Origin of the sequence: Mesorhizobium loti (assembly GCF_003148495.1) — a bacterium.
GTDB classification, from domain to species: Bacteria; Pseudomonadota; Alphaproteobacteria; order Rhizobiales; family Rhizobiaceae; genus Mesorhizobium; species Mesorhizobium loti.
In genome coordinates this window covers 1067287-1089943 of the sequence record NZ_QGGH01000001.1, presented here as the reverse complement: position 1 = coordinate 1089943, position 22657 = coordinate 1067287, and the positions used below count along the sequence as shown (strand labels likewise).

General features: G+C 64.1%; 19 protein-coding genes. 10 read left to right on the top strand and 9 right to left on the bottom strand.

Annotation, left to right across the window (positions count from 1 at the left end; translation table 11 throughout):
* Positions 1-133 precede the first annotated feature (133 nt).
* The 3 genes from C8D77_RS05485 to C8D77_RS05475 all read left to right on the top strand — a co-directional run bounded on the left by C8D77_RS05485 (position 134) and on the right by C8D77_RS05475 (position 3377).
* Positions 134-1798: a Na/Pi cotransporter family protein gene (locus tag C8D77_RS05485; RefSeq protein ID WP_109660022.1), complete on the top strand. Its 1665-nt coding sequence runs from the start codon at positions 134-136 to the stop codon at positions 1796-1798.
* Between the two features lie 87 nt (positions 1799-1885).
* On the top strand, positions 1886-2095 hold the full coding sequence (locus tag C8D77_RS05480) for a DUF2061 domain-containing protein (protein WP_109660020.1): 210 nt from the start codon (positions 1886-1888) through the stop codon (positions 2093-2095).
* Positions 2096-2192: 97 nt separating this feature from the next.
* Positions 2193-3377 (top strand): MFS transporter, encoded by a 1185-nt coding sequence (locus tag C8D77_RS05475; RefSeq protein ID WP_109660018.1) that lies wholly within the window; start codon positions 2193-2195, stop codon positions 3375-3377.
* A 5-nt stretch (positions 3378-3382) separates the two neighbouring features.
* Here C8D77_RS05475 and C8D77_RS05470 read toward each other — a convergent pair whose 3' ends face one another.
* Positions 3383-4279 carry a LysR family transcriptional regulator gene (locus tag C8D77_RS05470; protein ID WP_109660016.1) on the bottom strand — a complete coding sequence of 299 codons (897 nt, stop codon included), beginning with the start codon at positions 4277-4279 and terminating at the stop codon, positions 3383-3385.
* Between the two features lie 96 nt (positions 4280-4375).
* Here C8D77_RS05470 and C8D77_RS05465 point away from each other — a divergent pair, with 96 nt between their 5' ends.
* Positions 4376-5206, top strand: a complete 831-nt coding sequence (locus C8D77_RS05465; RefSeq protein ID WP_109660014.1) for an SDR family oxidoreductase — start codon at positions 4376-4378, stop codon at positions 5204-5206.
* 36 nt (positions 5207-5242) lie between these two features.
* On the opposite strand, the gene C8D77_RS05460 is transcribed toward C8D77_RS05465, so the two are convergent.
* A complete protein-coding gene (locus C8D77_RS05460) occupies positions 5243-7480 on the bottom strand; it encodes a heavy metal translocating P-type ATPase (RefSeq protein WP_109660012.1) in 2238 nt (745 codons plus the stop codon).
* A gap of 106 nt (positions 7481-7586) precedes the next feature.
* Here C8D77_RS05460 and C8D77_RS05455 point away from each other — a divergent pair, with 106 nt between their 5' ends.
* Positions 7587-8003: a MerR family transcriptional regulator gene (locus tag C8D77_RS05455; protein WP_109660010.1), complete on the top strand. Its 417-nt coding sequence runs from the start codon at positions 7587-7589 to the stop codon at positions 8001-8003.
* 66 nt (positions 8004-8069) lie between these two features.
* Positions 8070-9107 (top strand): DmpA family aminopeptidase, encoded by a 1038-nt coding sequence (locus C8D77_RS05450; RefSeq protein WP_109660008.1) that lies wholly within the window; start codon positions 8070-8072, stop codon positions 9105-9107.
* 6 nt (positions 9108-9113) lie between these two features.
* On the opposite strand, the gene C8D77_RS05445 is transcribed toward C8D77_RS05450, so the two are convergent.
* Complete coding sequence (locus C8D77_RS05445) at positions 9114-9671, bottom strand: GNAT family N-acetyltransferase (RefSeq protein ID WP_109660006.1); 558 nt, start codon at positions 9669-9671, stop codon at positions 9114-9116.
* A 181-nt stretch (positions 9672-9852) separates the two neighbouring features.
* Complete coding sequence (gene katG / locus C8D77_RS05440; RefSeq protein WP_109660005.1) at positions 9853-12048, bottom strand: catalase/peroxidase HPI; 2196 nt, start codon at positions 12046-12048, stop codon at positions 9853-9855.
* Between the two features lie 308 nt (positions 12049-12356).
* Between katG and C8D77_RS05435 the strand changes: the two genes are divergently transcribed.
* Positions 12357-13310: a hydrogen peroxide-inducible genes activator gene (locus C8D77_RS05435; RefSeq protein ID WP_109660002.1), complete on the top strand. Its 954-nt coding sequence runs from the start codon at positions 12357-12359 to the stop codon at positions 13308-13310.
* Between the two features lie 18 nt (positions 13311-13328).
* On the opposite strand, the gene C8D77_RS05430 is transcribed toward C8D77_RS05435, so the two are convergent.
* A complete protein-coding gene (locus C8D77_RS05430; protein WP_109660000.1) occupies positions 13329-14042 on the bottom strand; it encodes a DNA helicase in 714 nt (237 codons plus the stop codon).
* Positions 14043-14451: 409 nt separating this feature from the next.
* On the opposite strand from C8D77_RS05430, the gene C8D77_RS05425 reads away from it, so the two are divergent.
* The gene (locus C8D77_RS05425; protein WP_109659998.1) at positions 14452-15435 is read left to right on the top strand and encodes a hypothetical protein; all 984 of its coding nucleotides are present in this window, start codon (positions 14452-14454) and stop codon (positions 15433-15435) included.
* 101 nt (positions 15436-15536) lie between these two features.
* On the opposite strand, the gene C8D77_RS05420 is transcribed toward C8D77_RS05425, so the two are convergent.
* Positions 15537-15986, bottom strand: coding sequence for a GatB/YqeY domain-containing protein (locus C8D77_RS05420; protein ID WP_109661299.1), 450 nt, complete (start codon positions 15984-15986; stop codon positions 15537-15539).
* Positions 15987-16262: 276 nt separating this feature from the next.
* Between C8D77_RS05420 and carA the strand changes: the two genes are divergently transcribed.
* On the top strand, positions 16263-17480 hold the full coding sequence (gene carA, locus C8D77_RS05415) for a glutamine-hydrolyzing carbamoyl-phosphate synthase small subunit (RefSeq protein WP_109661297.1): 1218 nt from the start codon (positions 16263-16265) through the stop codon (positions 17478-17480).
* Positions 17481-17708: 228 nt separating this feature from the next.
* Here the strand turns inward: carA and C8D77_RS05410 are convergent, their stop codons facing one another.
* Both C8D77_RS05410 and ypfJ read right to left on the bottom strand, forming a co-directional pair.
* Complete coding sequence (locus tag C8D77_RS05410; protein WP_109659996.1) at positions 17709-18974, bottom strand: TCR/Tet family MFS transporter; 1266 nt, start codon at positions 18972-18974, stop codon at positions 17709-17711.
* A 156-nt stretch (positions 18975-19130) separates the two neighbouring features.
* Complete coding sequence (gene ypfJ / locus C8D77_RS05405; RefSeq protein WP_109659994.1) at positions 19131-20060, bottom strand: KPN_02809 family neutral zinc metallopeptidase; 930 nt, start codon at positions 20058-20060, stop codon at positions 19131-19133.
* A 194-nt stretch (positions 20061-20254) separates the two neighbouring features.
* Between ypfJ and C8D77_RS05400 the strand changes: the two genes are divergently transcribed.
* Entirely contained in the window at positions 20255-22324 is a 2070-nt protein-coding gene (locus C8D77_RS05400) for a hypothetical protein (protein ID WP_245951639.1), read from the top strand.
* A gap of 79 nt (positions 22325-22403) precedes the next feature.
* On the opposite strand, the gene C8D77_RS05395 is transcribed toward C8D77_RS05400, so the two are convergent.
* Entirely contained in the window at positions 22404-22592 is a 189-nt protein-coding gene (locus C8D77_RS05395) for a hypothetical protein (protein ID WP_109659990.1), read from the bottom strand.
* Between the last annotated feature and the right edge of the window lie 65 nt (positions 22593-22657).

The following is a 22657-nucleotide window of genomic DNA, read 5'->3' as shown; positions in this document are numbered from 1 at the left end:
CAAGATTTTATTATCCGGCTAAAATATTCGAGCTAATATCCACCAACGCCATGGTCATGATTCGTAACCCCGTTTTTCATCCCGCTCGCCACGCCAAACAGGGCGCGCGCCCTGTTTGCATGCAGGCGGCGACATGAGCGGGTCCGTCGTCCTCCTGCATCTGGCCGGCGCCGTGGCGCTGATGCTGTTTGCCACCCGCATGGTGAAGACCGGCGTCGAGCGCGCCTATGGCGACGTTCTGCGCCATCGCCTGCGCGCCACCATGCGCAATCCGATCATGGCGGTGCTGGCCGGCACCTGCCTCGCCATCGCCCTGCAGAGCTCCACCGCCGTCACGCTGCTGGTCGGCTCCTTCGCCGGCTCCGGCATCGTCTCGGGCGCCGCCGGTCAGCTTGCCGTGCGCGGCGCCGAGATCGGCTCGGCTCTGGTGGTCAAGCTGCTCACCTTCGATCTGACCTTGCTGGTGCCGCTCTGCCTGATTACCGGCACGGTGATGTTCATGGCCACCGAGCGGCGCGACTGGCGCCAGTCCGGCCGCATCCTGGTCGGCATCGGCCTTCTGATCCTGTCGCTGGAGATGATCGGCCAGGCATCGGAGCCGCTGCGCAACAGCCAGCTCATGCCGGTCATCATCAACTACTTCTCGACCGATTCCATCACCGCCTACCTGCTGGCGGCGCTGATCACCTGGCTGTTCCAGTCGAGCATCGCGGCGGTGCTCTTGATGGCGACGCTGGCCGGCCGTGGCCTGATCACGCCCGAACTCGGCGTCGTCCTCATCCTCGGCGTCAATCTGGGGTCCTCGATCATCGCGCCGATGCTGACCCGCTCGTCGAGCCCCGAAGTGCGCGTCGTGCCGATCGGCAATCTCCTGATGCGCGGTCTTGGCTCGCTGGTCATGCTGATCCTGGTCATGATCTTCAGGCCGCACTTTGCCTTTCTCGGTTCGACGGCGGCGGACCAGATCGTCAATGCCCACATCCTGTTCAATGTGCTGATCCTGCTTGCCGGGCTGCCGCTGGCAGGGTTCGTCTACCGCGCTTCGGAGAAGATCGTGGCGCTTGGCACCAAGCCGGCGCCGGCCAGCACGCTCGACGTCGTCGAGCTGTCGGCGCTCAACGAGAGCGCGCTCGACGTGCCGAGCCAGGCGCTGGCCAACGCCACCCGCGAGGTGGTGCGGGTCTGCGAGACCGTCGAGATCATGCTCAAGCGCATCATCGAGCTCTACGAGAGCGCCGACGCCGACAAGATCAAGGCTCTGGCCGCACTCGACGACCGCGTCGACAGGAAGCATGCGGCCATCAAGCTCTATCTGGCCAAGCTTACCAGGAACCCGCTGACCGAGGACGAAGCGCTGCGCTGCCAGGAGCTGATCGGCGCCTGTGTCAAGCTGGAGCAGGTCGGCGACATCATCGTGCGCAACATGCTGGTGCATGTGAAGAAGAAGTTCGAGCGCGGACTGGAATTCACCGACGAGGGCTGGAGTGAATTGTTCGCCTTCCACAGCTCGGTGTTGGCCAATGCCCGGCTCGCCTTCAACGTGCTGGTGTCGCGCGATCCCGAGACTGCCCGCCAGCTGGTGCTGGAAAAGGACCAGCTGCGCGACCGCGAGAAGGAAACCAGCGCCAGCCATTTCGTGCGGCTGCGCGACGGCACGGCCAAGAGCGTCGAGACCAGCTCGATCCATCTCGACACCATCCGCGACCTGAAGCAGATCAATTCGCTGCTGGCCTCGATGGCTTATCCGGTGCTCGAAGAGCGCGGGCTGCTGACGGGGTCGCGGCTGAAGGCGAGCTGATCCATCGTTTCGACGGCAAAAATACCTTTGCTCTGCTTCCTCCAGTCGGGATAAGGGTCCATTAGCCCAGCCTTTCGGAGGAAATCGATGGACACCCATTCGCGCAGTTTCGCCAAGGCGCTCTCCTGGCGGGCGACCGGCACCATCGACACGATCATCATTTCGTTGGTCGTGACGGGAAGCATCAAGCTCGCCGCGACCATTGGCCTGACCGAGGTCGTCACCAAATCGCTGCTCTATTATCTCCACGAGCGGGCGTGGCTGAAGATTCCCTATGGCCGCAAGACCCCGGCCTAATGCCATCGGTCAAGAAAAGCTAAAGCGGCGCCAAAAATTTCTGGATTGCCCGCAAAGCCCATCCGTGGTTTGAGGCCATTCCAGCTAAGGCCTTCCCATGTCGCTTCCGCTCATCGCCCTGTTCATCGCCGCCTTTGCCTTTGGCACCACCGAATTCGTCATAGCCGGCGTGCTGCCGCAAGTGGCGCAAGGTCTTGGCGTTTCGGTTCCCTCCGCCGGTTATCTCGTCTCCGGCTATGCCTGCGGCATCGCCATCGGCGGGCCGCTGCTGGCGCTCGCCACCAAGTCGCTGTCGCGCAAAACCTTGCTGCTCGGCCTCGCCATCGCCTTCACCATCGGCCAGGCGGCCTGCGCGCTAGCGCCCGATTTCACCTCGATGCTTTTGTTGCGCATTGCCGTTGCGGTCGCGCACGGCGCCTATTTCGGCGTCGCCATGGTCGTTGCCGTCGGTCTTGTGCGCGAGGACCAGCGCGGCATGGCGGTTGCCGTCATCCTGTCCGGCCTCACCGTCTCCAACGTCATCGGCGTGCCGGCTGGCACTGCGATCGGCAACATCTGGGGCTGGCGCGCGACCTTCTGGGTGATGTGCGCGCTGGGCGTGGCGGCAACGCTTGCCATGGCAGCGCTGTTGCCGCGCACGACGGGATCGTCGGCCAGGCCCGCCGGTTTCGCCCGCGAGGTTCGCGTGCTGGCACGCCAGCAGATCTGGACCTCGCTGATCCTGATGCTGATGCTGATGATCGGCCAGTTCGGCCTGTTCACCTACATCACCCCGACACTGCTGGAGGTCACCGGGCTCGACGAGAACCTGGTGCCGTGGGTGCTACTGCTCAACGGCGTCGGCGCCACGCTCGGTGTCTTCCTGGGCGGCAAGCTCTCCGACTGGAAGCTGATGCCGTCATTGATCACCATGCTGGGCTTGCAGGCGGTGACGCTGGCCGTCATCTATGCCGTCAGCCCCTATCCCCTGCCGATGGTTGTCGCGATCGTCATCTGGGGCGGTCTCAACTTCGCCATCGGCACGCCGATCCAGACCCGCATCCTGGCCTGGACGGCAGACGCCTCGAATCTCGCTTCGTCGCTCATTCCGTCCGGCTTCAATGTCGGCATCGCGCTTGCCGCGTCACTGGGCGCGGCCATGCTCAATGCCGGCTATGGCTACCGCAGCCTGCCGCTGCTCGGCGCCATCGCGATGCTTGTCGCCGTCGCAGTGGCGCTCGCTTCCTATGTCTGGGAAGGGCGCAGCAACGCCACGCCGCCGCTGACGGCCCCAGCCGAGTAGCGACCTCAGCCCTTCGTCTCTTTCAACACGTCGATGAAGGCGCGCAGCGCCGGCGGCACCAGCCGGTGGCCTGGATAATAGAGGAACAGGCCGGGAATGGGCGGACACCAATCGTCCAGCACGGTGACGAGCGATCCCTGATCGAGGTAAGGCTTGGCAGTCTTGTCCGATATGTAGGCAACGCCCATGCCGCAAGCCGCTGCTTCGGCCATCAACTCCATACTGTCGAGTGTCAGTGCGCCCTGAACATCGATGGCAATCTCCTGGCCATGTTTCTCGAACTCCCACCGATAGGGCTTACCGCTCGGCAAGCGGAACCGGATGCAGGCTTGATCCCCGAGATCATCTGGCGTGTGCGGAGCCGGGCGGCCGGCGAGATAGGCCGGCGATGCAACGGCGATGAAGCGTGTCGGCCCACCGAAGCGCACCGCGACCATATCCCGCGGTACGGCCTCGCCCAGGCGGATGCCGGCATCAAAGCCTTCGGCGACGATATCGACCAGCTTTCCCTCGGTGACGAGATCGAGCGAGACCTGGGGGTAGCGCTGAAGAAACGACGGCACCACGGATCCGAGCAACAGCCGGGCACCGATCTCGCTGGTGTTGATCCTCAGCGTCCCTGACGCAAGACCGCGGAAGTCATCAACCTCGGCTAGTGCCGCATCGATATCCGACAAGAGCGGCCGCAGGCGTGCGACCAGCCGTTCGCCAGCCTCGGTCGGCGCAACGCTGCGTGTGGTGCGATTGAGCAGGCGCACGCCCATGCCCCGCTCCAGCGTCCGCATCATGTGGCTGAGCGTCGAGGGGGACAGGCCAAGATCGTCGGCCGCCTTGCGGAAGCTGCGATGCAAGACGATTGCGGCCAGCGCCGACAATTCGGGAAGTCCGGGCTTCGAATTCATGGTGAATCTTCATCAAGCTATCCAAAATTGAACGGATAGTATCATGAGTTGAGTGGAGTAGTCTTGGCCGAAGTCAACAACGAAAGGACTTCTCCCATGGCCAAGACATGGTTCATCACCGGCACCTCGTCCGGTTTCGGACGGCTTCTGACGGAAAGGCTTCTGGTCCGTGGCGATCGAGTTGCCGCAACGGTGCGGAGGCCGCAGGCGCTCGCCGATTTGAAAGCGCATCATAGCGATCACCTCTGGATCGCTTCTCTTCAAATGACCGACAGCGATGCGATCAAGGCAACGATCGGCAAAGCCTTTGACGATCTAGGGCACATCGATGTCATCGTCAGCAACGCCGGTTACGGCCTGTTCGGCGCCGCCGAAGAGCTTGACGACAACCAGATCCGCGACCTGATCGACACAAATCTTGTCGGCTCCATCCAGGTAATCCGGGCAGCACTGCCGCATCTGAGGAAACAGCACGGCGGCCGCATCCTGCAAGTCTCTTCGGAGGGTGGCCAGATGGCCTATCCCGGTTTCAGCCTCTACCACGCCACCAAATGGGGCATCGAAGGCTTCGTCGAATCCGTTCGGCAGGAGGTCGCGTCCTTTGGCATCGGCTTGACACTCGTCGAGCCCGGACCGACGCAGACGAACTTCGGCGCCAGCCTGATCAGTTCCCAGTCTGAGGAAATCTATGCGAACACGCCGGTCGGCGACCTGCGCAAGGCCTTTGCCGAGGGCTCGTTCGACGTCAAGGGCGACCCGCACAAGATGGTCGAAGCGATGATTGCTTCGGTCGAGCAGAATCCCGCTCCGCGCCGATTGACCTTCGGCGCTGCCGCCTACGCCTCGATCCGCAGCGCGCTCCAAGGCAGGCTCACGGAACTGGAGAACCAGAAGGACGCAGCGCTCGCGATGGATATCGACCCCTGACGGCTAGCGGTTGAGCGGCGGCCGCCGAACGCCGGATCACCCGCGCCAGCGCAACAGGCGCATGGCGTTGGCGGTGACCAGCACGGTGGCGCCGGTATCGGCCAGGATCGCCGGCCACAGGCCGGTGATGCCCAAAATGGTGGTGACCAGGAACACTGCCTTCAGCCCGAGCGCCACGCTGATGTTCTGGCCAATATTGGCCATCACCGCCCGCGACAGTTTCACCATGCGCACGACGTCCATGACGCGGCCATGCAAGATCGCCGCGTCCGCGGTCTCCAGCGCCACATCGGTGCCGCCGCCCATGGCGATGCCGATGTCGGCGGCGGCCAGCGCCGGCGCGTCGTTGATGCCGTCGCCGACCTTGGCCACCTTGAACCCCTCGCGCTGCAATTCGCCAACGATGCGCTGCTTGTCCTGAGGCAACAGCTCCGCCCGCGCCTCGATGCCAAGCGAAGCGGCGATGGCTTCGGCCGTGCGGCGGTTGTCGCCGGTCAGCATCACCGCACGGATGCCCTCAGCCTTGAGCGCCGCGATCCCGGCCGCCGCATCCTGCCGCGGCTCGTCGCGCATGGCGATCAGCCCGGCCACCACGCCATCGGCCACCAGCACCGAGACGGTCTTGCCCTGGCCATTGAGGCTGTCGACGGCGAGGCGCTGCGCCTCGGTCATGTCGGCGCGTTCGCCCGCCGCCTGGCCGGAGCCTAGGAAGACGGCAACGCCGCCGACGCTGCCCTCGACACCCTTGCCCGAGATCGCCTTCGCCGCCAAGGCCGGCGGCACCGGCGCCTTGTCGGCCTTGGCCCTCGACAGGATCGCCATAGCCAGCGGATGGCTGGAGCCCTGCTCCAGCGCTGCCGCCAACGCCAGCACGGTGCGTTCCTCGCGGCCATAGGCCACGATGTCGGTGACGACAGGCTTGCCCGCGGTCAGCGTGCCGGTCTTGTCGAAGGCCACCGCCGTGATCCGGCGAAAGCCTTCCAGCACGGCACCACCCTTCATCAACAGACCATGCCGCGCGCCGGTCGCCAGCCCTGCGGCGATCGCCGCCGGCGTCGAGATGACCAGGGCGCAGGGGCAGCCGATCAGCAGGATCGCCAGGCCCTTGTAGATCCATTCGTTCCAATCGCCGCCGGCAAGCAGCGGCGGCAGCAGCGCCACCAGTGCGCCGACCGCCAGCACGGCCGGCGTGTAGGTGCGCGAGAAGCGGTCGATGAAGCGCTCGGTCGGCGCCTTGGCCTCCTGCGCCTCCTCCACAAGCCGCACGATCCGGGCGATGGTGTTGTCCGACGCGGCTGCGGTCACGCGAACCTTGAGCACTCCGTCGATGCTGATCGTGCCGGCGAAGACGGCGTCCGCAACACCCTTGCGCTTCGGCGTGCTCTCGCCGGTCACCGGCGCCTCGTCGATGTCACCAGACCCCTCGACGATCTCGCCATCGGCAGGGATGCGGTCGCCCGGCCGCGCCACGATGACGTCGCCGACCGCAAGGTCTTCGGCTGGAACCTCTGATGTGCCGCCCGCCCGCTCGACCAGCGCTGTCTTCGGCACGAGATCGGCAAGTCCCTGGATGCTCGCCCGGGCGCGGCCGGCGGCGACACCTTCCAGAAGTTCGCCGATCAGGAACAGCACCACCACGGCGGCGGCTTCTTCCGTGGCGCCGATCATCACAGCGCCTGTCGCCGCGATGGTCATCAGCATCTCGATCGAGAACGGCGTGCCGGCCAATGCCGCCATCAGCGCGCGCCGCGCGATCGGCACCAGGCCGACCAACAGCGCGCCCAGGAACACCCAGCGCTCGGCTACTGGGAACAGATGGCCGATGCCATAGGCGGCAACAAGCGCCGCCGCGCAAGCCAGAGTCAGCGCTGCACGGCGGGAGCGCCACCACGCCTGCCCCGGCTCGACATCACTGTGGAGATGAGATGACCCGGCAGCCTCGTTGGCGACCTGTTCGCCGCCATGCTCATGATCGTCGCCGGCGTGATCGTGGCCCTTCTGGTCAGCGTGGTCATGCGCCGAGGCCACTGAAGCCCGCCCATCGGTCTTGGCTTCGGCCTTGACGATGCCGTAGCCGAGCCGCGCCACCTGCTGCAGCACCTTGCCATCGTTGAGCGAACCGCCATGGCTGACCGTCATGCTGGCGCCGGTCACCGAAACCGAGACATCGTCGACGCCGTCGAGGCGACGCACCGCCGTATCGATCTTGGCCGCACAGGAGGCGCAGTCCATGCCGCCGATCTTGAACCGTGTCTGCCTGAGGGGCGTCGTCATCACATCACCTGTCTGTCTTGTCCGCTTGGCGTCGCCGCATGGGTCTTGAATGCTGATGTCAGGCACTGTAATTGCTCTAGTCACTAGAGCTTCAAGAGGCAAATTCATGTTTTCCATCGGTGATCTCTCGCGCCGCACCGGGGTCAAGGTGCCGACCATCCGCTACTACGAGCAGATGGGCCTTGTTGCGGCACCCGAGCGCTCGGAAGGCAACCAGCGCCGCTATTCCAGGCAGGAGCTGGAGCGGCTGGCCTTCATCCGCCACGCCCGCGACCTCGGCTTCGCGGTCGAGGACATCCGCTCGCTGATCGAGTTGAGCGCCCACCCCGAGCAGCCCTGCGGACACGCCGACCGGATCGCCGAGGAACAACTGATCTCGGTGCGGGAGAAGATTGCCCAGCTGAAGCGGCTGGAGGCCGAGCTCGAACGCATCGCCACCTGCTGCAATGGCAAGACGGTCGGCGACTGCTACGTCATCCGCGCCCTGTCCGACCACGCGCTGTGCGCTGACGAGCATGGTTGACACTCCAATAGGGTCCCGGCGCGGACCTCGACCTGGACGCGGGTCGTTTGTGAGCCAGGAGCAGGCATGACCAGGACTGTCGGCGATTTCGGCTTGACCTGCGGCATCCTGCCGACGGGCGCCAACAATGCGATCACCGACGTGCCTGGCGTCCGTGTCGGTCACTGCACGCTACGCAACGGCGACATCAACACCGGCGTGACTGCCATCCTGCCGCATGGCGGCAATATATTTCGCAACAAGGTGATCGCGGCCAGCCATGTCATCAACGGCTTCGGCAAGACGGTCGGCCTGACGCAGGTGCAGGAACTCGGCACCATCGAAACCCCGATCCTCCTGACCAACACGCTCTCGGTCGGCACCTGCGCAACGGCGCTGATCCGCGACGCCATCCGCCTGAACCCGGACATCGGCCGCTCGACCGGCACCGTCAACCCGGTGGTGGGCGAGTGCAATGACGGGCCACTGAACGACATCCAGGCACTGGCGATATCAGAGGAACACGCCCTTGCGGCGCTGGCGGATGCGCATGAAGGCGCGGTCGAACAGGGCAACGTCGGCGCCGGGACGGGAATGAGCTGCTTCGGCTTCAAGGGCGGCATCGGCTCGGCGTCCAGAAAGATCGCGGCCGGCGGCGAACGTCATCTTGGCGTTCTCGTCCTGTCTAATTTCGGCAAGTCCGGAGACCTCGTGCTCCCCGATGGGCGCAGGCCCGATCCCGGGCAATCGGACCGGGCCGAACGCGGCTCGATCATGGTTATTCTGGCAACCGATGTGCCGCTCGAACACCGCCAGCTCGAGCGCGTGGCGCGCCGCACCGGAGCAGGCATCGCAAGGCTCGGCTCCTTCTGGGGCCATGGCAGCGGCGACATCGCCATCGCCTTCAGCACCGGCAACATGGTCGACCACGACGAAGCCCGCGACCTGGTGCCGTTGCTCACCCTCAACGAAGCGCGCATCGACATCCTTTTGCGGGCAGCGGCGGAGGCCACGCAGGAAGCTGTGTTGAACTCCATGCTGTCCGCCCAGGCCTTCACAGGCAGGGCTGGCACGCGTCGCACGTCGCTCGCCGACTGGCTGCGCGATCAGGCCGAAAAGCGATAAAGCGAGCTACAGCTCGATCCGAAACCGCAAACTCTCCACCCCACCATAGGCGGCGTCCTCGAAGAAGCGTTCGACGAGCTTGCCGCCATTGGCCAGGATCACCTTGTGCGAGGCCGGATTGCCCGGCTTGGCGGTGATCTCGACATGGGGCAGGCCAATCGCCCTCGCATCATCCAGCATCAACCGCAGCGCCTCGGTGGCGTAACCGCGCCGCCGCTTCCACGGCACCACTGCATAGCCGATATGACCGAGCACATGCGGCGGCAGTTCCGCAGTGCCCTTCTGCCAGCGAAAGCCGATCGAGCCCGACGCTTCGCCGTCCCAGATCCAGCGGCGGAAGCCCGGCAAGCGCGGTACTTTCGTCCCGTCAGGCAAGGCGATCGGGCCGCCCTTGGCCTGGGGATCATCGAGGTCGGCGAGAAAAGCCACCGGATCCTTCTCGATCGCCGCAAGCTGCTCGCGCGTCGCTTCCAGCAACCGCACATTGTCCGGCGACCAGCCGCGTTCGAGCGCCGCCTTGTAGGACGGCAAATGTTCAAGCGCGGGTTTGACGATTTCGATCATGTTACACCGTGGAGACGCTACGCCGGTAAAATAGCATCCTTGCCCGGGAAGGCACGATCCACCAAAGCGCTGCCTCTTACGACAAGGGCCGCGCTCCCATCGCTGGAAACGCGGCCCCGATCTTAAGTCCTTGGGAGGACGGGCACTCCGGCGCGGCCGCGCCGGAGTGCCATTGGCAAGCTCAGGCGATGTCGAAGCGGTCGGCGTTCATCACCTTGGTCCATGCCACGACGAAATCCCTGGCGAATTTCGCCTTGGCGTCCGCCGTTGCATAGACTTCGGCCAGCGCCCGCAGCTGTGAGTGCGAACCGAAGATCAGATCGGCGCGGGTGCCGGTCCACTTGACTTCGCCGGTCTTGCGGTCGCGGCCTTCGAACACGTCCTTGGCCTCCGATGCCGCCTTCCAATCCGTGCCCATGTCGAGCAGGTTGACGAAGAAGTCGTTGCTCAGCGTTTCCGGCTGCTTGGTGAAAACGCCGTGCTTGGACTGCCCGGCATTGGCGCCGAGAACGCGCAGGCCGCCGACGAGAACCGTCATCTCCGGCGCGGTCAGCGTCAGCAGCTGCGCACGGTCGACCAGCGCCTCCTCGACGGTCAGCCGCTGCTTGCCGCTTACATAGTTGCGGAAGCCGTCAACCGTCGGTTCCAGCGGCGCGAAGGAGTGGACATCCGTCTGCTCCTGCGAGGCGTCCATACGGCCCGGCCAGAAGGGAACGTCCACGCTGTGGCCGGCGGCCTTCGCGGCCTTCTCGACAGCAGCACCGCCACCGAGAACGATCAGGTCGGCAAGCGAGACCTTCTTGCTGCCGGTCTGCGAAGCATTGAAGTCCTTCTGGATCGCTTCGAGCTTGTCGAGCACCTTGGCGAGCTCAGCCGGCTGATTGACGGCCCAGTCCTTCTGCGGCGCAAGGCGGATGCGCGCGCCATTGGCGCCACCACGCTTGTCGGAGCCACGGAAGGTCGAGGCCGACGCCCATGCCACCGAGACCAGCTGCGACACCGACAGGCCGGACGCCAGGATCTTGGCCTTGAGCGCTGCAGCGTCCTCTTCGTCGATCAGCACGTGATCGACCGCCGGAATGACGTCCTGCCAGGGCAGCTCTTCCTTCGGAACCAACGGGCCGAGATAGCGCACAAGCGGGCCCATGTCGCGATGGGTCAGCTTGTACCAGGCGCGGGCGAACGCGTCGGCGAACTGATCCGGATTCTCATGGAAGCGCCGCGAGATCGTCTCGTAGGAAGGATCGAAACGCAGGGCGAGATCGCTGGTCAGCATGGAGGGCGCGTGGCGCTTTGCAGCGTTGTGCGCATCCGGCACGGTGCCGGCACCCGCGCCGCCCTTCGGCGTCCACTGGTGTGCGCCGGCTGGGCTCTTGGTCAGTTCCCAGTCGAAGCCGAACAGATTGTCGAAGAAGTCGTTGCTCCACTTCGTCGGTGTCGTCGTCCAGGTCACCTCAAGGCCGCTGCCGATGGCGTCGCCACCCTTGCCGGTGCCGAACTTGCTCGCCCAGCCGAGGCCCTGCTGCTCGATGTCAGCGCCTTCCGGCTCGACGCCGACCAGCGTTGCGTCGCCGGCGCCATGGGTCTTGCCGAATGTGTGGCCGCCGGCGATGAGGGCTACGGTCTCCTCGTCGTTCATCGCCATGCGCACGAAGGTGTCTCTGATATCGCGCGCCGAGGCCAGCGGATCAGGCTTGCCGTTCGGTCCTTCCGGATTGACGTAGATCAGGCCCATCTGCACGGCGCCAAGCGGGTTCTGCAGATCGCGGTCGCCGCTGTAGCGCTCGTCGGCGAGCCACTTGCCCTCGGGGCCCCAGTAGATGTCTTCTTCGGGCTCCCACACGTCGGCGCGGCCGCCGGCGAACCCGAAGGTCTTGAAGCCCATCGATTCCAGCGCGACGTTGCCCGTCAGGATCAGAAGATCGGCCCATGAGATCTTGCGGCCGTATTTCTGCTTGATCGGCCACAACAGCCGGCGCGCCTTGTCGAGGTTGACGTTATCCGGCCAGCTGTTCAGCGGCGCGAAGCGCTGCTGGCCGGCCCCGGCGCCGCCACGGCCATCGGCGATGCGGTAGGTGCCGGCGCTGTGCCAGGCCATGCGGATGAACAGCGGCCCGTAATGGCCGAAGTCGGCCGGCCACCACTCCTGCGAGTCCGTCATCAGCGCATGCAGGTCCTTGATGACGGCGTCGAGGTCGAGGCTTTTGAATTCCTCGGCATAGTCGAACGCCTCGCCCATCGGATCGGACAGCGGCGACTGCTGGTGGAGAACCTGGACATTAAGCTGATTCGGCCACCAGTCGCGGTTGACCCTGCCAACGGCAGTGTGCACGACCGGGCATTTGCCCTTGCTGTTATCGTCTGTGTTGGCGTCCATGTTTTTCTCCGATCGTGGCTGTGTTGAGCTTTGCCTCAACGGCTGCGTGAACAAGGGCCTGGAATGCCCTTCGAGACGGCTCCACGGCCGCCGCGACGGTGAGGAGCCCGAATATGCGAAATGTCCTACTGCCCTGAGCCTGCCCTGGACAAGATTGTGTTGAAACAAAAACAGCCCCGAACGCACGCCCGCACCGATGATGCGGACTGTGTGGCGTCGGCTGCCTTTCATCTCCCTACCAGACTCTATAGCAAAGCGGCTCGATTAATTTAAGTTGGATTTACTGATCACAGAGATAAGGTGCGCTTATGGCAAACCTGACCCTCAAGCAGTTGCGCTATTTCGAGGCGCTGGCGCGGCACAACCATTTCGGACGCGCCGCGGATGCCTGTGCGATCTCCCAGCCTGCCATTTCGGTGCAAATCAAGGAATTGGAAGAGACGCTCGGCACCGAACTGTTCGAAAGAGGCCCGCGCCAAGTCCGGCTGACCAATTTCGGCGAGGAGTTTGCCCTGCGCGTACGCGACATCCTGCGCTCGGTGGACGAACTGGCTGATCTCGCCCGCTCTTCGCGTGACAGGCTGGTCGGCCGGCTGCGCATCGGCGTCATCCCGACGGTCGCGCCCTACCTCTTGCCAACCATCATCGGCAACCTTTCGCGCATGCATGACGGCCTCGACATCCATGTGCGCGAGACGCTGACGCAAAAGCTGATCCAGGAACTGGCCGACGGTCGGCTCGATGCGGCTATCGTCGCACTGCCGGTGTCCGAACCGTCGTTGACGGAGGTCGTGCTGTTTGCCGAGAACTTCGTCCTGGTCCGGCCCGGCGAGGACGAGGGAAAGCCGGTGCCCAATCGCGAGATGCTGCGCGAAATGCGGCTGCTTCTTCTGGAAGAAGGCCATTGCTTCCGCGACCAGGCGCTGTCGTTCTGCAGCATGCATTCGGCACGGCCGCGCGAGTTGCTGGACGGCAGCTCGCTGTCGACCCTGGTGCAGATGGTCGGTGCCGGCATCGGTGTCACCTTGATCCCCGAAATGGCCGTGGCGGTGGAGACGCGCTCGGCGCCGGTTTCCATTGCGCGTTTCAGAAGTCCCCAGCCCTCGCGCACGATCGGCATGGTCTGGCGCAACACCAGCCCGATCGCCAAACAGCTGCTGCGGATTTCCGAAATCGTTCGCCAGTCGGCCGACGCGCTGCGCGCGCAGCACAATCCTGCATCGGTCGCGCACCTCCTGAACCTGACGGCAGCCGCCCAATGAGGTTGCTCGACAGATCCGTCAGTTCGCTGCCTGGAACCGGATTTCGCCCCTGTTCAGGAAGCATGTCTTGTTGAACAGCGACAGATCCAAAGGGTTCGGCAACCGGACATCGCTGATATCGGGAACCGGCTTCTTCGCCGGATCGTATGACCGATCGATCTGCGAGATGAAGACGAGGATCAATCCCCTGTCGCGGGCAAAGGCCTTGAGCGTGCGGACCTGCGCCATCAGGTCCGGGTTCTCCCGCTTCTGATCGAGCAGTTGCAGATAATCGATCACCACCAACGTGCCGCGCGGCGCCGAGCTCAACGTCCTGACGATGTAGTCGGCGCTGACGGCGTCGGAATTATCGAAGACGAACTGGTCGTTGAACCGTGCAGGATCCGCCCCGATGGCGCGAAACCGGTCGAGCACATCTCGTTGCGTATATTCCAACGTGAAGAACACGCCGCGATGGCCGGACTTCATGGCTTCGATTGCGAGTTCGAGGCTCATCAGCGTTTTGCCGTGGCCGGGTCGTGCACCCACCAGAACGAGATCGCCGGGCGCCAGTTGCGCAAACAATGTTCCGGCAGGCCCCACCTCGGCTGCCTTGGCTGCAAGCAGGCTCCAGCTGCTGAAACCTTCCTGTACTGCAACACGATCAAGCGCTTCGTGGAGCGCAATCTTGCCCTCGCGGGACAACAACCTGGCTTGACGCTTCAAATGGTAGACGGGCGCAGATAGCTTCATTGCAAAACCTCCTGGTGCGAGCGGTTTTCGCAACCCCTCCTTATGCCAAGTGCTCGGACAGTCGGTTTCGATGATCGGATAGCCCCGCACGAATTATGCTTTCCCAGCGGAGGGAGGAGGCGCGGGCCGCGCCAGAATCAAATGATAGCTCAATCCGTAGGGAACGAAAATCGCGGACAGTCAAAGATGCGGAGACGTTCGCCGCAAGCCTGGAGCCAGCATGTCGGCGTAGGTCGCGTTTGCGCGCATCGACCTCCTTTCATGGGCTCTTTGTGCGGGCTTCGGCAGAGCGCGCTAAACAAAGGGGGCGCTAAACAAGATGTGTTTCGCCTGATAATGCGAGGCCCTTTATGATTGATTCCCGGCGGCAACACCGCAAGGAAACGGTCTTGGCAGGAGAAGTGAACCCGTGCGGCTGAGATTCGTCCCCCTGGGCATCGTCCCGATCCTCAGCCTCCTCGTCGCCGTCATTGCCTTGACGGTGTCGGCTCGATCCTCTGCCGCACCATCAGGCGTTCCAGCCTGGCTGCAGGCCCATGTTGGCGACAGCGACGGTCAGATCTCACAGGTGGTTCTGGAACGAGCGCGCGCGCTTTACCTGATGAAGGTCGCGCAAGGTGCCGTCAAGAACCCCTGCTACTTCGCCATGGATGCCACACGCCCCGGCGATCTGGGTAATGGCGTGCTCGGGCGCCGGTATTACGTCATATGCGAAGCCAGCCAGTCGTTTCGCGCGATCTCGTCGGGTCATGGCGGCGGCCGCAACCTGAAAGGCACTGTCGATTTTTCGAATGGCAAACGATGCGCGAAGAACTTCGGCAATGCGATGGATTCATCGTTGACGGCCGGCGGCGGCTACATGACCCGCGAGGCGAAAACCTCGTTCAAAGGCTACTACCGCACCGGTGCGAAACAGGACGTGGCTTTCCAGCGCACCTTCATCCAGTTCGACGGCGAAGGCGAAGCTGCGAACGCCAGACAGAGGGTGATCGGCGGCCACGCGGCCCAGGTGCTGCACGGCATGTGCCTGCGCAAAAGCCCGAACAGCTCGCATGCCGACCACGACGGTTATGTGCCGTTCGGCAAGCTGGTGGACTATGCCGGCGGCCGCAGCAATGGCTGCACCAGCTGGTCGCCGGCGGACGCGCAACAGATCATCTCGATGGTGAAGGACAACCCGACGACGCTCTACATCTACCCTGAATCGCGCGACATCGCCGCGGTAGCGTCCAACCGTTCGCAGTCGGGCGCCTATTGGAACGCATCCTGCCTGAAGGAAATCGGCACGCCGAAATTCTGGCCGCGAAAGACCCTCGAGCCGATCATCGCTCAATACAGGAAGGATCACCCGGCACCGCCGCCGCAGCCGGTGCCGATCTGCAAGGGGCCGTAAAACCGGCAGGGGTCGCTAACGCAACTGGCAAGAACCGGGTTTGCCTTTGCCTTGATCTCCAACCTCGCCTCCGCGCATCACTACCGACGGGGCGGGAAAGCCTACTGCAACAGGTTCTTGACGATGCCGCTCGCCTTGCCGAAATCCATCTGGCCGGCATATTTCTGCTTCAGCGCGGCGATCACCTTGCCCATGTCCTTCTGGCTGGCCGCTCCCGTCGCCGCGATCGCCTCGCGTGCCGCAGCCTGGATGGCGGCATCGTCCAGCTGCGTCGGCAGGAAGGCGCGGATGATTTCCATCTCGCCGCGCTCCTGCGCGGCCAGTTCCGGCCGCTTGCCGTCGTCGAAGGCCTTGGCCGATTCCTCGCGCTGCTTCACCATCTTGGCCAGGATCTGCAGGATCTCCTCGTCGCTGGCCGGCTCCTTGGCCGAACCGCGATTGGCGATGTCGCGGTCGTGAATGGCGGCCTGGATCAGCCGCAATGTCGGCAGCCGGTGCTTGTCCTGCGCCTTCATCGCGCTCTTCAGGGATTCGGCGATTTTGCCGCGCATGGTGCATTCTCCTTCGATCGGCGCGGACAATAGCGCCGGGTGCGAGCCAACGCAAACCCTGATATGTCAGGGCAAGCCTATGATATTGCTCGATGAAATAAATCGGGGCCGCATTTCGCATGATCATTGACCGCCCTGGCCCCTTCCCCTATGTACTGGGCCTTGCATGAACTGAAGCTTGACTGCGTGGAAGCTGCGAAATCGCCGCTTGGCGCCGTTTGCTGCGCGGATGGCCCCTTGGCCTATGGAAGCGCGCAACCCGATAGGAGTGCCGCCATGGCCGAGATGACCGCCGCCTCGACGCCCGCCTGGGCAACAGAAAAGCCGACCGCGCTGTTGGTGCTGGCCGACGGCACCGTCATCGAAGGTCGCGGTCTCGGCGCCACCGGCTCCGCCGTAGCCGAAGTCTGCTTCAACACGGCACTCACCGGCTACCAGGAAATCCTCACCGACCCGTCCTATGCCGGCCAGATCGTCACCTTCACCTTCCCGCATATCGGCAACATCGGTACCAATGACGAGGACATCGAGGACCTCAATCCAGCCGCCCGCGCCGGCGCCGTCGGCGCCGTGTTCAAGGCCGATGTCACCAACCCGTCCAACTACCGCGCCGGCACCGGTCTCGACCAATGGCTGAAGAAGCGTGGCATCGTGGCGCTCTCGGGCATCGACACGCGCGCGCTCACCGCGCTGATCCGCGAAAAGGGCATGCCCAATGCCGTCATCGCGCATGCGCCCGACGGCGTGTTCGACCTCGACGATCTGAAGCGCCGCGCCGCCGCATGGTCGGGCCTGATCGGGCTTGACCTCGCCAAGGAAGTCACGTCGGGCCAGTCCTCCGTCTGGCGCGAGACGCCCTGGGTTTGGAATGAAGGCTTTGGCGAACAGGCCGAGCCGACCATGCATGTCGTTGCCATCGACTACGGCGTCAAGCGCAACATATTGCGCCTGCTCGCCGGCCTTGGCGCCAAGGTCACCGTGGTGCCCGCCAAGACCGGTGCCGAGGAAATCCTCGCCATGCAGCCGGACGGCATCTTCCTCTCCAACGGCCCCGGTGATCCGGAAGCCACGGGCGACTATGCCGTGCCTGTCATCCAGGACCTGTTGAAAACCGACATCCCGGTGTTCGGCATCTGCCTCGGCCATCAGATGCTGGCGCTGGCGCTCGGCGGCAAGACCGCCAAGATGCACCAGGGCCATCACGGCGCCAACCATCCGGTCAAGGATCACACCACTGGCAAGGTCGAGATCGTCTCGATGAACCACGGCTTTGCCGTCGATGCCGACTCGCTGCCTTCAGGCGTCGAGGAAACCCACGTCTCGCTATTCGACGGTTCGAACTGCGGCATCACGCTCACCGGCCGGCCGGTGTTCTCGGTCCAGCATCATCCCGAGGCTTCACCCGGCCCGCAGGATTCGCACTATCTGTTCCGCCGCTTCGTCAATTTGATCCGCGAAAAGCGTGGCGAGGAATTGCTGGCCGAGCGGGCTTAACTCGATCCGTTAGCGCTGCCCCTCATCTGCCTGCCGGCATCTTCTCCCCGTGAACGGGGAGAAGGGAGCTGTGGCGACCTCGGCGCTCTTATTGCAACGTCGACGATTAGCGAAAGCAGCGAAAACGGCGTCTTTCTCCCCGTCACTATACGGGGAGAAATGCCCGACAGGGCAATGAGGGGCGGCGCAAACCTCTCATAGCCTCGCACCGGATGCGGCTGTCATGGCTCATATCTGTGCTCCATTTTCGGCAACACCGGCGGTGACATTCGTGCGCGCCACGGGCCTTGCCACTTTCGTGACGAAGACGATGACTGCCAGTGTCAGGAAACACGCACCAACCAGATAGGGCGCGCCGCCGAAGGTCACCGGCGCGCTTGCCCCAGTGAACCACGAAAAGATCGCGGTATAGAGCAGCGGCGTGATGATCGAGGTGATCGAGAAGATCGAGGTCATCGCGCCCTGCAACTCACCCTGCGCCGAAGGCGGCACCTTGGCAGCGGCGAGGCTCCTCAGCGGCGGATCGGCCAGCGCTTCGAGACAGCCGACGACGATCACCGCATAGATCATCCAGCCTTGCGACGCGAAGGCGTAGCCGAAGGCGCTGAGCGCGGTGAAGGCAAGACCGATTACCGCCGTCTTCCACTCGCCAAGCCTGGGGATCACGCGCGGCAGCACCGTCGCCATGACGATCGCTCCGCACAGGCCGAAGGCGCCGAGTGAGAAACCGATCTGCTGCTCGCTCCAGCCATAGCGATAATTGGAAACGAACGACCAGACCGCCGGATACATCATGTGGCCGAGCGTCATCAGGAAGAAGGTGAGCCCGATCCAGCCGATGCCCTTGTATTGGCGCATCTGCAGAAGCGTGCCGACAGGGTTGGCGCGTTTCCACTCGAAGCGGCGGCGATGCTTGTCATCGAGCGTTTCCGGCAGGAAGAACAACGCAATCAGGAAGTTCACGAAGGCAAGCCCGGCGGCGAAATAGAACGGCACGCGGGGTCCGAACGTGCCGAGCAGCCCGCCCAGGACCGGCCCGATGACGAAGCCGACGCCGAAGGCGATGCCAAGCAGGCCGAAATTCTTCGCCCGGTTCTCATCGTTCGAAATGTCGGCGATGAAGGCCGATGTCGTCGAATAGCTGGCGCCCGAAATGCCGGCCAGCACGCGCCCGATGAACAGCATCGGATAGGACCAGGCGACGGCGCAGATCAGATTGTCGATGGAAAACGTCAGCACCGAGGCGAGCAGGATCGGCCGGCGTCCGAACCGATCGCTCAAGCCGCCCATGATGGGCGCGAAGAAGAACTGCATCGCCGCATAGACGAAGAATAGCCAGCCGCCTTCGATCGCCGCTCCGCTGATGCTGACCCCGGTCAATTCCCGGAGATAGGCCGGCAGCACCGGCATGATCATGCCGAAGCCGATAATGTCGAGCAGCAGCGTGGTGAAGACGAGCGCAAGGCCCCGTCTGGCGGTTTTGGGGTCGATCATGATGGGTCAAGCTCCTCTGCTCGCCCTGGGGCGCAGGCGGACGCACCTTATAGGCGAGCCGGCCGCAAGGAACAATAAGGGAACAGGCCGGATTCTTTCATCCTGACATCCCCTGACGGCGTCTTGGCCGTCAGGTCATCTCGGGAAACAGTCTCGTCAAATCGGGCCGCTCAGCGTGTTGCAATCCGAAAGCTTGCCGCTCTTGTAGCCGCGCGCCAGCCAGGTCTGCCGCTGCTGCGAGGTGCCGTGGTTGAAGCTTTCCGGCACGACATAGCCCTGCGTCTTCTTCTGCAGCGTGTCGTCGCCAATCTGCTTGGCGGCGTTCAGAGCGCTCTCGATGTCGCCCTGCTCCAATATGCCCTTCTGCGCGGTGTAGTGGGCCCACACGCCGGCGAAGCAGTCGGCCTGAAGCTCGATGCGTACCGACATCTGGTTGGCGTCGGCTTCGCTCATGCCTTGCCGCATCTGGTTGAACTTGGACATGATGCCGGTCAGGTTCTGCACGTGGTGGCCGACCTCATGCGCGATCACATAGGCGCGGGCGAATTCGCCCGAAGCGCCAAACTGCTGGTCGAGCTGCTGGAAGAAGGTCATGTCGAGATAGACCTTGTGGTCGCCGGGACAATAAAACGGTCCGGCCGCCGCGGAGGCAAAGCCGCAGGCTGAGCGGACCTGGCCGGAAAACAGCACCAGCTTCGGGTCCTCATAGGTCAGCCCCTGCGATTTGAAGATGCCGGTCCAGGTGTCCTCGGTCTCGGCCAACACGGTGGCCACGAACTGCTTCATCTCGTCATTGGCCGGTGTGGCGCCGCTGTCCTGGCTACCGCCGCTGTTGTCGGTGATCTGGCCGCCGCCGCCCGGCAGCAGGCCGCCATCGCCGCCACCCAGGATCGTCGACGGATCGAAGCCGAAATACCATCCAGCCAGCACCACCAGGATGACAAGGAAGATGCTGCCGCCGCCACCGGCGCGGCCGCCGATCGGAATGCGGAACTGACCAGGGCTGCCGCCACCGAGTCCGCCACCGCCGCTGTCGCTGCGGTCGTCCTCGATATTGTCACTCTGACGACGGCCCTTCCAGAGCATGGCAACTCCTCGCGCTGCGAACTTCCCCGTTGTCCGGCAAGGCCGGCTCAACCCAACAAACAATTATCCCAATGGTTGCGCCAAGTCACAGCATTTTTCCAGACCGCAGCGGTGCTGGCATGGCGGCCTCAGCGCTCTGGTCGAGAGTGTGCGAGGCCTGTAGCATTGCCCGTACAATGGGGGATGTATTGGGCTTGAGGAGGATCGGTTCGTTCCTGTCGCTGATTGCGGCGTTGTTTTGCCTCGGCTTGCGGGCCGCCGGCGCGGTGACGCTCGATTCCAGCGTTGCCGTCACCGACCCCGCCACCTTGCAGGCGCTCGAGCGCGGCGGCCTCTCGATCAGCCGTCTGCTCGGACCGGCACTCGGCCTCACCCGTGAGGTCGACAATCGCGGCCTGTTTTCGGTGCCGGCACTGGCGACGGTGCGCGACACCGTCAAACAGCAGATCGCCGACGAACCGAAGACCAGTCCGGACCCCTATGTCGCTGCCATGGCGAAGTCGAAGGACGCCAGCCAGAAATTCAACCCGAAATACATCGATGACGACGGCTCGACGCTGGACCTCACCGGCGTCGTCAACCGCATGGATCGCGGCTATCTCGGCCACACCGAATGCGGCGAGATCCGGCTGATCTACCGCTTCCACTATTCGGTGGCGGAAAAGCCGGCCAAGGGAAAGGCAAGCCAGCGCATTTCCTCGCGCCTGCCGCTGACCATGAGCCTGGTGTTCAACGCCAAACCCAGGCAGGCGCAGGCCCGCGCCTCGAAGGACCTGCCAAGCGCCACCGATGTGTCCTGCGCCGATGTTGCCCAGCGCTGGCTCGCCGCCGGCCAGAAGGACCTACCACCCGACCAGCTTGCCGCCTGGCTGCGCTCCGACGAAGGGCCGCTGTCAGGCGCCATGCTGAATTCGTCGCAGATCATGCGCCTCGAACTCAACATGCAGGTGCTCAGGCTGTCGGCCTCGACGCGGCGCGATTTCGGCGGCCACGCCGAGTATCTGCTGAAGATCTTCAAATGGGATCCGGCGACGTCCAGCTTCTATGAAGCGAAGATGGAAAACCAGATCGACCGCGCCACCGTGCTGGCCGACAAGCCGTCCTTCACCAAATGGCTGCTCACCGACCGCAACATCTACGACCTCGATCATGGCCGGCTGGTCATCGACGAAAAATTCCTGGCCAAGAGCGCCGTCTCCGTTGCACCCGGCGGGCTGAGCCGGTCGCAGAACAACATCGCCTACGGGCTGGTCGACGACGCCGACATCGACAAGGCGCTCAGGGACTATGTCGCCAAAGGCAACACGCTCTCGACCATCAAGTCGGTGGCCGGCTTCGAATTGCGACTCAACGAGATGAGCTGCACCGGCTGCCATCAGACCCATGGCATAGCCGGTTTCCACTACACCGGCGCCGATCCGGCCAGCGAGCCGCGCCGCAACGCCGTCTTCGTGCCGGGCTCGGCCGTCTTCTTCGCCGACCTGCCGCGCCGCCGCGCCATCGTCGAGCAGTTCGCCGCCGGCGGCCATCCGGATTTCGTCAGAGGCTTCGCCGCCCGACCTGATGCGAAATATGCCGCGGCGCTGAAAGGCACCGACCTCTACAATGGCTGGGGCTCGATCTGCTATCGCGGCGAGGATCCAAGCTTCAAGGACTGGAGCTGCGGCGCGGGCCTGCGCTGCGCTGGCGTCCATGAAAGCGCCATCCATCCGGGCTTCGGCACCTGCGTCAGCGAGGCCGGCACGGCGGTAGGTGATCCCGTCGAGTTCGGCGAGATCAAAATGTCGACCTGGGGTAACGACCAGTATTGCCGCCTGTCGCCGGCCACCGCCAAGGCCTGCGCCATCGACCCGGCAAGGGACAAGAAACCCTTAGTGAAGCTCGCCGGCTATGGTGCCGCGCGCCAGCGCTACGACAATCCGCAGCAGAAGACCGGCGGCTTTCCCGGCGGCATGCTGAGCAAGGCAAGCTGCGACAAGCTTCCCGACGAGGCGACGTGCGGCAGATTGGCCAAGACCGGCTTCAACGACTGTGTCGCGTCGGGCAAGGACCACAAATTCTGCACCAGGGAGTTCACCAAGACCGCCGGCCTGCGCGCCTGCGACAAGGCCCATCCCTGCCGCGAGGACTATATCTGCACGGCAGGCTATGACGATCTGGCGCAAGCAAAAGCCGGCAAGGGCACCTGCATCCCGCCCTATTTCATCTTCCAGTTCCGCGTCGACGGCCACCCGCGCAGCTGGGTGCAGGATGTCCGTGAGTGAGAGAACGGTTTGCTGAAGCGCCACCACGTCTCGACCGACGGCTTTCACCCAAAACCGCTGACGTCGGCCTGACAGACGTCTAATCTTTCTGCTTGGCGCCGGCACTCTTGCCGTCGGAGCTCTTCGAACGCTCCTCGAAACGCGCCGCGCCCTTTTTCAGCGGATGGCCGGTTTCGGCCTCGGTCTTGCGCTCGTCCTTCGCCGCCGCCTGTTTCAGTCCCTTGGCCGCTTGCTTGCCCTTTGCGGTCGGTGCCTGTTCAACGCCCATCGCTTCCTCCCTTGCCGCGCGACTTGCGCGGGTGTCAGAAGCAACGTGCTTGGCGTGCGAGGGTT

Bases quoted from the DNA above. Each gene is read 5' to 3' on its own strand.
- C8D77_RS05485 (WP_109660022.1), top strand. From the start codon at position 134: ATGAGCGGGTCCGTCGTCCTCCTGCATCTGGCCGGCGCCGTGGCGCTG.
- C8D77_RS05480 (WP_109660020.1), top strand. From the start codon at position 1,886: ATGGACACCCATTCGCGCAGTTTCGCCAAGGCGCTCTCCTGGCGGGCG.
- C8D77_RS05475 (WP_109660018.1), top strand. From the start codon at position 2,193: ATGTCGCTTCCGCTCATCGCCCTGTTCATCGCCGCCTTTGCCTTTGGC.
- C8D77_RS05470 (WP_109660016.1), bottom strand. From the start codon at position 4,279: ATGAATTCGAAGCCCGGACTTCCCGAATTGTCGGCGCTGGCCGCAATC.
- C8D77_RS05465 (WP_109660014.1), top strand. From the start codon at position 4,376: ATGGCCAAGACATGGTTCATCACCGGCACCTCGTCCGGTTTCGGACGG.
- C8D77_RS05460 (WP_109660012.1), bottom strand. From the start codon at position 7,480: ATGACGACGCCCCTCAGGCAGACACGGTTCAAGATCGGCGGCATGGAC.
- C8D77_RS05455 (WP_109660010.1), top strand. From the start codon at position 7,587: ATGTTTTCCATCGGTGATCTCTCGCGCCGCACCGGGGTCAAGGTGCCG.
- C8D77_RS05450 (WP_109660008.1), top strand. From the start codon at position 8,070: ATGACCAGGACTGTCGGCGATTTCGGCTTGACCTGCGGCATCCTGCCG.
- C8D77_RS05445 (WP_109660006.1), bottom strand. From the start codon at position 9,671: ATGATCGAAATCGTCAAACCCGCGCTTGAACATTTGCCGTCCTACAAG.
- katG (WP_109660005.1), bottom strand. From the start codon at position 12,048: ATGGACGCCAACACAGACGATAACAGCAAGGGCAAATGCCCGGTCGTG.
- C8D77_RS05435 (WP_109660002.1), top strand. From the start codon at position 12,357: ATGGCAAACCTGACCCTCAAGCAGTTGCGCTATTTCGAGGCGCTGGCG.
- C8D77_RS05430 (WP_109660000.1), bottom strand. From the start codon at position 14,042: ATGAAGCTATCTGCGCCCGTCTACCATTTGAAGCGTCAAGCCAGGTTG.
- C8D77_RS05420 (WP_109661299.1), bottom strand. From the start codon at position 15,986: ATGCGCGGCAAAATCGCCGAATCCCTGAAGAGCGCGATGAAGGCGCAG.
- carA (WP_109661297.1), top strand. From the start codon at position 16,263: ATGGCCGAGATGACCGCCGCCTCGACGCCCGCCTGGGCAACAGAAAAG.
- C8D77_RS05410 (WP_109659996.1), bottom strand. From the start codon at position 18,974: ATGATCGACCCCAAAACCGCCAGACGGGGCCTTGCGCTCGTCTTCACC.
- ypfJ (WP_109659994.1), bottom strand. From the start codon at position 20,060: ATGCTCTGGAAGGGCCGTCGTCAGAGTGACAATATCGAGGACGACCGC.
- C8D77_RS05395 (WP_109659990.1), bottom strand. From the start codon at position 22,592: ATGGGCGTTGAACAGGCACCGACCGCAAAGGGCAAGCAAGCGGCCAAG.